Origin of the sequence: Tersicoccus mangrovi (assembly GCF_036881825.1) — a bacterium.
In the GTDB taxonomy this organism is placed as follows: Bacteria; Actinomycetota; Actinomycetes; order Actinomycetales; family Micrococcaceae; genus Tersicoccus; species Tersicoccus mangrovi.
Genome location: NZ_JBAJMW010000012.1, coordinates 1 through 8,865, shown reverse-complemented (window position 1 = coordinate 8,865; position 8,865 = coordinate 1). Strand labels below are relative to the sequence as shown.

At 64.3% G+C, this 8,865-nt stretch carries 10 protein-coding genes and 1 pseudogene; 1 reads left to right on the top strand and 10 read right to left on the bottom strand.

What is annotated here, in order from left to right:
• Positions 1-128 precede the first annotated feature (128 nt).
• On the top strand, positions 129-224 hold the full coding sequence (locus V6N00_RS17040; protein WP_370651862.1) for a hypothetical protein: 96 nt from the start codon (positions 129-131) through the stop codon (positions 222-224).
• A gap of 735 nt (positions 225-959) precedes the next feature.
• Here the strand turns inward: V6N00_RS17040 and V6N00_RS17035 are convergent.
• The 10 genes and pseudogenes from V6N00_RS17035 to V6N00_RS16990 all read right to left on the bottom strand — a co-directional run bounded on the left by V6N00_RS17035 (position 960) and on the right by V6N00_RS16990 (position 8,750).
• Positions 960-2,110 (bottom strand): IS3 family transposase gene (locus V6N00_RS17035; protein WP_334234277.1). Its coding sequence is split into 2 segments (ribosomal slippage): positions 960-1,840 and positions 1,840-2,110, totalling 1,152 coding nucleotides; the frame shifts between segments, so codons are not numbered across the junction.
• Positions 2,111-2,512: 402 nt separating this feature from the next.
• Positions 2,513-3,427 carry an alpha/beta fold hydrolase gene (locus tag V6N00_RS17030; protein WP_195692260.1) on the bottom strand — a complete coding sequence of 305 codons (915 nt, stop codon included), beginning with the start codon at positions 3,425-3,427 and terminating at the stop codon, positions 2,513-2,515.
• 16 nt (positions 3,428-3,443) lie between these two features.
• Complete coding sequence (locus V6N00_RS17025; protein ID WP_005054944.1) at positions 3,444-4,166, bottom strand: alpha/beta fold hydrolase; 723 nt, start codon at positions 4,164-4,166, stop codon at positions 3,444-3,446.
• Between the two features lie 161 nt (positions 4,167-4,327).
• Positions 4,328-4,873 (bottom strand): IclR family transcriptional regulator, encoded by a 546-nt coding sequence (locus tag V6N00_RS17020; RefSeq protein WP_223159176.1) that lies wholly within the window; start codon positions 4,871-4,873, stop codon positions 4,328-4,330.
• A 42-nt stretch (positions 4,874-4,915) separates the two neighbouring features.
• Positions 4,916-5,062: pseudogene (locus V6N00_RS17015) on the bottom strand (helix-turn-helix domain-containing protein); the annotation flags it as partial.
• Between the two features lie 118 nt (positions 5,063-5,180).
• Entirely contained in the window at positions 5,181-6,392 is a 1,212-nt protein-coding gene (locus V6N00_RS17010) for an NAD(P)/FAD-dependent oxidoreductase (RefSeq protein WP_005054949.1), read from the bottom strand.
• A complete protein-coding gene (locus V6N00_RS17005; RefSeq protein ID WP_005054951.1) occupies positions 6,389-6,586 on the bottom strand; it encodes a ferredoxin in 198 nt (65 codons plus the stop codon). Before V6N00_RS17005 ends, V6N00_RS17010 begins: the two co-directional genes overlap by 4 nt.
• 3 nt (positions 6,587-6,589) lie before the next feature.
• Positions 6,590-6,916, bottom strand: a complete 327-nt coding sequence (locus V6N00_RS17000; protein WP_005054953.1) for a hypothetical protein — start codon at positions 6,914-6,916, stop codon at positions 6,590-6,592.
• Positions 6,913-7,500 (bottom strand): 3-phenylpropionate/cinnamic acid dioxygenase subunit beta, encoded by a 588-nt coding sequence (locus V6N00_RS16995; RefSeq protein WP_005054954.1) that lies wholly within the window; start codon positions 7,498-7,500, stop codon positions 6,913-6,915. Before V6N00_RS16995 ends, V6N00_RS17000 begins: the two co-directional genes overlap by 4 nt.
• Positions 7,497-8,750, bottom strand: coding sequence for an aromatic ring-hydroxylating dioxygenase subunit alpha (locus V6N00_RS16990; RefSeq protein WP_005054956.1), 1,254 nt, complete (start codon positions 8,748-8,750; stop codon positions 7,497-7,499). Before V6N00_RS16990 ends, V6N00_RS16995 begins: the two co-directional genes overlap by 4 nt.
• Positions 8,751-8,865 lie beyond the last annotated feature (115 nt).

The window sequence follows — 8,865 nt, the reverse complement described above, 5'->3', positions numbered from 1 at the left end:
GGATCAACCAGCCCTCACAGGAGGCCCTCATACAGACCGCCTGACGGAATCTGTCTCACCCGCCTTGACACTTTCCGGAAGACCACGGCCTGCTCACTCGCACCGTCTACCCCGAGGTTCCCGCTCGCGTGGAGTACGAACTTACTGACCTCGGACACAGCGCAGCCGCCCCGTTGAAGCATCTGCGCGACTGGGTTGAACACAACGTCGGAACCGACCAGTAGCGACCCCCTCGGCGCTACATCGAGCCAGGAGTCCCGGCCTCCGCGTAATACCGCGTCAACACAGACGAGGCGTCGCGGTCGCCGTCACCGGACACGACAGAGTTCAGCAGGTACCGGTACCCGTCACCGGTCGTCATCACCCTAATTGATAACGTCACACCTAGAAGGTGCGAAGTAACCGACGCGCGAGCACAGGAGCGCTTCTGTCATTTCGAAGGCGAGACTTCGCGCGATTGGGATTCGCCGGGCCATCCTTCTTCTCTTTCGTCGAACGTCACCGCAACACCGTGTCGCTGGGGTTCGTGAAATCTTCTTCCGGAAGCGAAACCCAGGTACTGCGCCATGAGGAACTCGCCGCAGCGATGCACAGGCGTTCGACAGTTCGGTCGCACGAACCGATCGTTTGTTAACGGACGGCACTGTACGTCGATCGAAAGTCGCGCCGACACCCCCTGCGAATTCGCGTCGCGGGATAGTTTGCCAGGATCCGGCGATCAGCGTGGTGCGCATCAAGGAGGTGCGCAGCGGCCTCAGCACGAGGAGCCTGCCCGCGAGGCCGACCACCCCGCCCCTAGGAACGGTAGGAGTGCGACGTCGGGGCGAGCTGGGGGCCACCCCCCGAGACCGAAAGTAGCACCGCAGCGACGATAAGCGCCACGCCAACCAGGGTGGTCGTCAGCTCCCCGACCAACGAACCGATCCATCCGCGTTCCTGGAGGTCTTGGGCCGCCCCCTTCATTCGGTCCGGACGCTCTGTGAGTCGTCGGTTTCCATTTGATGGTTGCACTGCCGAGCGTACTCGACTGGGGGTAGGTAGCCGAGCGAGGAGTGCCGGCGGTGATGGTTGTACTCGTCCTTCCAGTCGCCGATCACGACCTGCGCGTGCAGCAGCGAGTAGAAGCTGTTGATGTTGAGGCACTCGTCACGGAGCCGGCTGTTGAACGACTCGACGTACCCGTTCCGCCACGGCGAGCCCGGTGGGATGTAGGACAGGCCGGTGCGGGTGCCTGCCCAGTCGGCCATCGCTTCGCTGATGAACTCCGGCCCGTTGTCCGACCTGAGCACCGCCGGGGCGCCCCGGGCGGCGACGAGGTCCTCGAGGTGGGCGGTGAGTCGGTCGGCGGTAATCGAGCGCTCCACCAGCCCACCGATGCACTCCCGGGTGTGCTCGTCGACGATCGAGCAGATCTTGATCGGTCGGCCCTGCTCGTCGGGGTCGAACTGGAAGTCCACCGCCCACACCACGTTCGGCGCGTCCGCCGTCGGCGCGTCGACGGTCGAGGACCCGACGCGCTTGCGTCGACGCCGCTGCGGGACCCGGAGCCCTTCGTCACGCCACAGGCGTTGGATCTTCTTGTGGTTCACCACCCACCCCTCGGCGCGCGCATCGTGATACGCGCGTCGGTACCCGTAGCGGGGGTGCTTCTTCGCCCAGGCGCGCAGCCAGTCCCGCAACGCCCGGTCCGGGTCTGCGGTCGTGTCGCCCTTGAGTGGCCGCCGGTACGCGGAGCGGGACAGCCCGACCAGACGGCACGCCATCCGTTCACTCACCTGCAGTGTCCTGATCAGGTGAGCGACGGCGGCGCGGCGCCTGCCCGGGCCTAGAAGTTTCCCTCAGCCAACTCCTTGAGCGCGGACTTCTCCAACTCCGCCTCGGCGAGCAGCCGCTTGAGCGTCGCGTTCTGCTTCTCGAGCTCCTTCAGGCGCTTCGCGTCGTCGGCCTTCAACCCGCCGTACTGGTTACGCCACCGGTAGTACGTCTGCTCGGACACCCCGAGCTCCCGGCACACCGCCGCGACATCCGCGCCGTCGGCGAGCATCCTGTCGGCCTGCCCGAGCTTGCGGACGACCTGCTCCGGGGTGTGACGCTTCCTGCTGTTCGACATGATCTGACCAGTCTCCCTGCCCGAACCCTCGGGCAACAGGACGACTCTCAGAACCACCGGACCTACGAAACGGGGTCAGCCCAGTCTCGGAACATCCTTATGCTCAGCCCGAACGTTCCGTTCGAGCTGCGAACCGATCGTCTCGATGCGTCGTGGCAGACGCCTCAGCTGTCCACCGATGACCTGGAGTTGCACGCGGCCGTCGGCGAACATCTCCCTTGAGTCCATCGCCAGACGTATGAAATGAGGAGTTCGAGCAAGGGCCCGATCGACCAAGTCGTAGTCGGCAACGAGCTGGCACAGCGTTCCCTCGAGTGACACGAAGGAAACGACTGGCGTTCTCCTCCGCTGTTGGGGACGTCGGGTCGGCTGAAATAATGGCCGGGACGATACGGTGGCGAGTCAGAGCGCCGTGATCCACCGCGCGATCTCGTCAGCGATCTCGTCGCTATTGTCTTCGACCATCAGCGAGTGGCCGTTCCCAGCGAGAAGAGGCAGTTCGGACGACCAGAAGGTGACGGCGGCGCCCTGATCGGTGAGCCAGGCCACGATGTCCTGATCCAGCTGCGAGGGGTGGTCGGTATCGGCTCCACCCGTGAAGACGAGAATCGGCTTGTTCGTGAACGCGTCGGTCGGCCCGATCCTCATTTGGCTCCCACCGATGTTCTGACGCTGATAAAGCATCCGGGCCGGGATCGGCCGAAGGGTGCGGCGGAACACCTCGATGCACTCGCGGGGGAACCGCCGGCTGGGTCCGATGGCCTTGTCGTTCACGAAGGCGCTTGTGGGTTCCCAGAAACCCATCTTCGGGATGGTCCAGTCGATGGCCGCTCCACGGATGGAGACCTCCTGGTCGGACTCCCTCACGATCTCGGGCACCGCCTGTATATTTCCAGGCGGGCCCGGAGCGACGGCTACGAGCCCGTCGATGAGATCGCCATGCGTCTCTAGGAGGCGGAAGCCAATCGGACCTGCCATCGAGTGCACGACCAGCACGACGTTCCGGCCGAGACCAGAGAGGAACACGCCCATCCCTCGGCACACGCTCTCATAGTCCAGCCGCGCAGACGCCGCACGATCATCGACGTGTTGGGCCGCCTCATAGGACAACCCCAGCCAGTCCACCACCAGCACACCGTAGCCAAGCGATACGAATCGTGCCGCCCAGCCCTGTCGGCCGTCGGGCGTCTCGAGATAGTACTCGTTCGAGGCACCACCCCCGTGCACGAGGACGATCCACCGAGCAGGCGCACCCGACGGCGCCAGTTCGGTGTACGAGATCGGCGCGACGTCGTCTGGGCGTGAAATCGAATCCATAGCTTCCCCAGGCCTGTTAGGCAATGACGGCGTCGAGGGCCCGTGCGAGCCTCTCCGGATGCGTGAGCATCACCAAATGGCTTCCGTCGATCTCGATCGTGCGCGGACTATCAAGCCGCCCGGCCGCGGCCTGGTAGATCTCAGCGGGAACGGCCTGGTCCTGAGCGAGGAACACATAACTTGACGGGATGCTGCTCGCCCAGAACCGGTCGAGGCGGATCGGCTCATCGGACCAGCCTGCCGGCGCTGGGACGAGCCTCGGCTCGAGCGCGGCGAGCTGCTGCTGCTCGAACGGAGACATGTCCTGCATAGACGCGGCCCAGAGCTCAGGCGGCATGACGATGGTGTTGTCGTCGGACTGACTCGCAAGCGCCTTCGTCGCTGCGACCAACGGATCGGGGAGCACGTCGTTAATGGTCTCGCCGTCGCGCAGCACCCAGGCGTCGACGAAGACGACCCGGCCGATGCGCTCGGGCATCGCCTCAGCGACGAGTTGGATGAGCGGACCTCCGCCGCTATGACCGACGAGCACGATGTCGAGCTGGGTGAGCTCTCTTACCTGATCGATCAGATCGCGCGCCATCATGCTCATCGTGACGCCGGAGCGGTCCACGTCACCGTCTTCGAGACCGCGCAGCGTCGGCGCGATCACCTCGTGCCCCATTCTGCGCAATTCGTCGGCGACGCCGTCCCACACCCAGCCGCCTACCCATCCGCCGTGCACCAGTACGATCTGCATTGATCATCCTCTTCGCATATTTATCTGCTGAGCAGAACTTGTTCCTAACTAGAAGACACAATAGCTTGCGCGGCGCCAACAGTCCAGCATGGCTCGAGCTCTCTTCAGAACGCGCCGAACGACCCCTGCACCAGGTCGCAGGGGAAAGAGACGACGAGCCTTCAGGAGGTCAGGTCGGCCAGACGTACGGCTGCCTCATCGAGGAGTGCGACGAGGGTCTTCACCTTGCGGGGAGGCAAGCGGAACACCGGGGCAGATGCGTTGATCGCCAACCGCAGCCCGCTCGCCGAGGGAACGGCCACGGCCACCGAGGCCACGCCCTCCTCGCTCTCCTCCCGGTTCGTTGCATAGCCCTGCTTCGCGACAAGATCCAGTTGTGCGAGGAGCTCGGTCTTGGTACGGATCGACTGCGGAGTCACCTGTGAGAGTTGCTCGTCGGGGTAGAGACGGTCCAATTGTTCTCGCGGGAGCTGCGCCAGGAGAACCTTTCCCGTGGAGGTGCAATGGGCCGGCATCTCCTTGCCCAACCGTGAAGCGACTCGCACCGCCGTCGTCGGTTCCGAGACTGCGAGAAAGCGAGTGGAGTTGCCGTCGAGCGTGCCGAGGTGAACCGTCTCGCCGGCTTGGTGGCTGAGTTCCTCGAGGATCGGTTGCACGATCTGCGGGATGTCCATCTTTCTCAGCACCGAGAAGGCGATCGTGGTCAACGACGGCCCTGGCCCGTATGTCTTCGTTCGCGGGTCTTGCCGCACGAATCCTCGCCATTGAAGCATCGCGAGGATGCGATGCGCCGTTGAGGTCGCGACACCCAGGTGCTTGCTGGCGTCCGTCAGTCGAAGTTCGTTCTTCTCACCGAGCAGGAGCAGGAGTTTCAGGGCATTGTCGACCGACTCGATCGGTATTGCGGAGCCGCATCGACTCCGTCGGCTGCTCTATTTCTCTGCACAACAGAAACTGTATCGTTCCTGCCGGCCCTCAGGGCCGCCATCAAGGGCAAGGCGATCCCGTCCAGGTCTATCCGGACGCCGATTCGAGCAGCCGGCCCAGTCGTACACGAACGTCGGAAAGCGACGATCCCGCTGCGATGGACCGGCGGACTTCGACGAGAGCGCGGGGCCAATTCAGTACCACTGCCCCGTCGAATGACAGACCATTCTGAGAGTACAGAGACGCGATCCGGTCGGGTGTTCGAGGGTCCGTCACCATCTCGGGGTTGACTGCCGTCGTGCGACCGACGATGTGCAGCTTCCAGTTGAACTGGTCACTCCAGACATACTCGACAGGCAGATATGAGCGTCGGTCGTCGGGATGAGCGATGTTGTGCGCGACACAGCGCGCCTGGTCGACCGCATTCGTCCAGTGCTCAAGACGGGTGAGATCGCCGCGAACCGGATGCCGCCACCGCGCAACATCGCCGATCGCATGGATTTCCGGGGCGCCGAGTGCCGTGAGGAATTCGTCGCAGACGAGACCGTCGTCGATCTCGAGCCCTGAGTCCTCGAGCCATTCGACGTTCGGCACTGCCCCGATGCCGATGACGACGACATCACCGTGGAGCTCGGAACCGTCATCCAGGAGCACGCGGAAGTCTCCCTTCGCACCGTCGATCTGCGCGACCGTCCGTCCGAGAACCGCATGTACGCCATGCCGGGAGTGCTTCTGCGAGAAGAGGGCGCCAATCTCGTCACCGAGCCGGCGTGACATCAGGTCGCGTGTCGCCGAGACCAGGGTGACATCGACTCCGAGCCCAAGAGCGGTCGCGGCGACCTCGGCGCCGATGAAGCCCGCTCCGATGACGATGATCCTGCGATCGGGAACTAGCTCGGCGCGCAGCCGGTCTGCGTCGTCGAGTGTCCGCAGCACATGGATTCCCTCGCCTTCACCCCACGGCGACGGCCGCGCGCGGACGCCGGTCGCCACCACGAGGTCATCGAAGCCGACCCGCCGTCCATTCGCCAGCCGGAGCTCCGACAACGCACGGTCCAGACCTACCGCCGGCACACCGAGACGAAGGTCGATGTTAAGCTCGAGCGCCTCCGCCGCCGTGAGGAGCGTGACCTCGGCTGCACCTGCACCGACGAGGTATCCCTTCGACAGCGGCGGCTTGTCGTAGGGCAGCACGGGCTCGGAGCCGATGAGCACAACGTCTCCGCGATACCCCTCTGCCCGAAGCGCCTGCGCGGCCCGTACCCCCGCGATCGACGCACCGACAATCGCTGTCGTCATTCGTCTTCCACCCGGAGCGCGGAAACCGGGCAGCTGTTCGCCGCCTCGGTGACCCGTTTCCGGTCGGCCTCGTCGACCTCTGTTCTGAGCAGGATCACGACGCCGTCGTCATCGAGATCGAAATAGTCTCCCGCGGCCATGATGCAGTTGGCGTAGCCCTGACAGAGCCCGAGATCCGCTTTCACGACAGGCATGTGTCACTCCTCTCCTGCTTCTTCAGGCGTTATCTCAGGGAACATCGGTGCGAACGGTTGGGCGATCATGGCGGAGAACGTCGCCGTAGTCTGCCAGGTCAGCGCCTCGAGCTCGAGCGGATCGAGAGCGACCCACTGCCCGGATCGCGGCGACTCGATCAGGAGCCGGGAGCCGTTGCGTGTCTCCACGCGAGATACCCGGATCTCCGAGAACTCATTGGCGATCGAGATCGGAGCCCCTACCCGCTGGTCTTCGAGCCGCTGACGTTCGTCTGCTGCTGCGATGGCCGCGATGCGGTCGTCCTCTTCGCCTTCCCATTCGAGTTTCATAGGAAGATCGCCAGATTCTGTGTGCGCAAGACCGACTCGTCGACCGTGATGGTTCGGCGTGCGAGCTGCAACCCGCCGCCGACACGTCGCAGAACGTCTTCGCGGCCGGCCGAGATCACCGCGGGCTCGTGCACGTCGCCGCGACTGCGGAAAAGAAGCACCGCAGAATCGACGACGACCTCGCCCGGGACGTCGCTCTCGAAGGTGCGCACGTTCGTGACGAAGTGACGGAGCCGGGAGGGCGGATCCTCTGTCCAGGCGTGTTCCGTGAGGAAGCGGGCGACCCGCCGGCTCAGGGAGTACTTGTTCTCGTCCCAATGCGCCATGCCCGGAGACGTCGAGTACCCGGCGCCGAGCGCGGTAGTGACCTGCACGGGCATGATGTAGTGCACATCGTCGGCGATGAGGTCGAGCCAGTCCTCGTACCGCTGCTCGTCGAGGATGTATGCCTCTTCGACGAGCCACCTGTGCGTCTCCAGATGCAGGCCGTCCGAGAACGACAACGAACTCCCCACCCGCGTGGCTTTGGTCGTATGTGCTCCGAGCGGCGACTCTTTCAGTCGAACCCAGCGCGCCTCGGTCATGACAGCCCCTCCGGCATCCCCACCGACGAGATGATCAGCGCGGTCGGCTCCGTCTCGAGGTAGTCCGCCCAGCGCTCGAGCAGATGCCGCTGGTTGTACTCTCCGTAACCGACGTGGGCCACGCCCGGGCCAGAGAACGCGTCCGGTCCGAGCGGCTCCACGACGAATCTGCCGTCTTTCAGCACGCCCATCCGGCTGTTCAGCAGCAAGCGCCGCGCCATATTCCCTTTCGCGGTGTTCGTAAGGGACACCCAGTTCTCCACATCGTCCTGCTCGAACATCCCCGTGCTGCCGAAGCACATCAGGTACGCCTTGTACGACAGAGCCTTGAACTCCTCCGGTGCCGCTGCGTCGACGGCGAACCAGGAAAGCACCTCGGTCTCGTTCTCGCTGATCGGCTGCCAGGTACGGATCGAGATGAACGGGAGCACGTCGTCGCCGTCTTCCACCTTCGGCCAGTTGTGCACGAAGCTCATGTTCGGGAAGATCGAGGCCGCCGAGATCATGAAGCCGTTCTCGCCGATCACATTGAGCTGGTCCTGGGACCAGACCTCCTTCATCCGGTCGATCATCTCGTCGGGGTAGCCCACGTAGCGCAGCCGCTCCTCGAGCGTTCCCTCCGGAAGCTTGTAGGTCGTGCCTCCGCCGTTGCCCGCCCAGTACGTGTTGCCGTCTTTACGCTTCTCCGCCTTCGGTTCGCGGAAGAGGCCGATCTCGACCACCGAGGTGTGGGTCTGTGGCGTGTGGTACATGTCGCCGGCGAAGTTCTCTGCGCCGATCTTCCAGTTCGCCTTCACCCGCCAGCGCTGCGGGCCGCGGAGCTCGATGCCCGAGGAGCTCTGCTTCGTGTAGTAGTCGAGATAGAAAGCGAAATCGCCGAGGTAGTCGATCAGCGGTGGCGCATCCGGATCCATGCTGATGAAGATCAACCCGTTGTAGCTGTCGAGGCTCGGCGCCGGAAGCAGGCGGGCTCCCTTGCGATTGAAGCCAGCCTCGCCACCGTACGCCTCTTCGTGGAACGGCAGCCCCACGATTCGTCCGTCGTTGCGGTACGACCAGCCGTGATACGGGCAGCGGAAGTGCGAGGCGTTGCCCATTTCCGCCCGGCACACCTGCATTCCTCGGTGCAGGCACATGTTGAACATCGCCTTGACGGAGCCACTCTCGTCGCGCACCACGATGAACGAGTCGTCGAGCACTCGCCGCACCACGTAGTCGCCGGGCTGAGGGATCTCTGATTCGTGACCCACGAAGATCCACGCGCGACTGAACAAGCGCTCCCGCTCGAGCCCTGTGCGTCAGGATGGGGTGAGACACCAGCACTGCTGACCTTCGCACTGCACGGGGCGAGAACGGACCAATACT

Excerpts from the sequence above, each read along its gene's own strand:
- V6N00_RS17030 (WP_195692260.1), bottom strand. The coding sequence starts at position 3,427 with ATGGATTCGATTTCACGCCCAGACGACGTCGCGCCGATCTCGTACACC.
- V6N00_RS17025 (WP_005054944.1), bottom strand. The coding sequence starts at position 4,166 with ATGCAGATCGTACTGGTGCACGGCGGATGGGTAGGCGGCTGGGTGTGG.
- V6N00_RS17010 (WP_005054949.1), bottom strand. The coding sequence starts at position 6,392 with ATGACGACAGCGATTGTCGGTGCGTCGATCGCGGGGGTACGGGCCGCG.
- V6N00_RS17005 (WP_005054951.1), bottom strand. The coding sequence starts at position 6,586 with ATGCCTGTCGTGAAAGCGGATCTCGGGCTCTGTCAGGGCTACGCCAAC.
- V6N00_RS17000 (WP_005054953.1), bottom strand. The coding sequence starts at position 6,916 with ATGAAACTCGAATGGGAAGGCGAAGAGGACGACCGCATCGCGGCCATC.
- V6N00_RS16995 (WP_005054954.1), bottom strand. The coding sequence starts at position 7,500 with ATGACCGAGGCGCGCTGGGTTCGACTGAAAGAGTCGCCGCTCGGAGCA.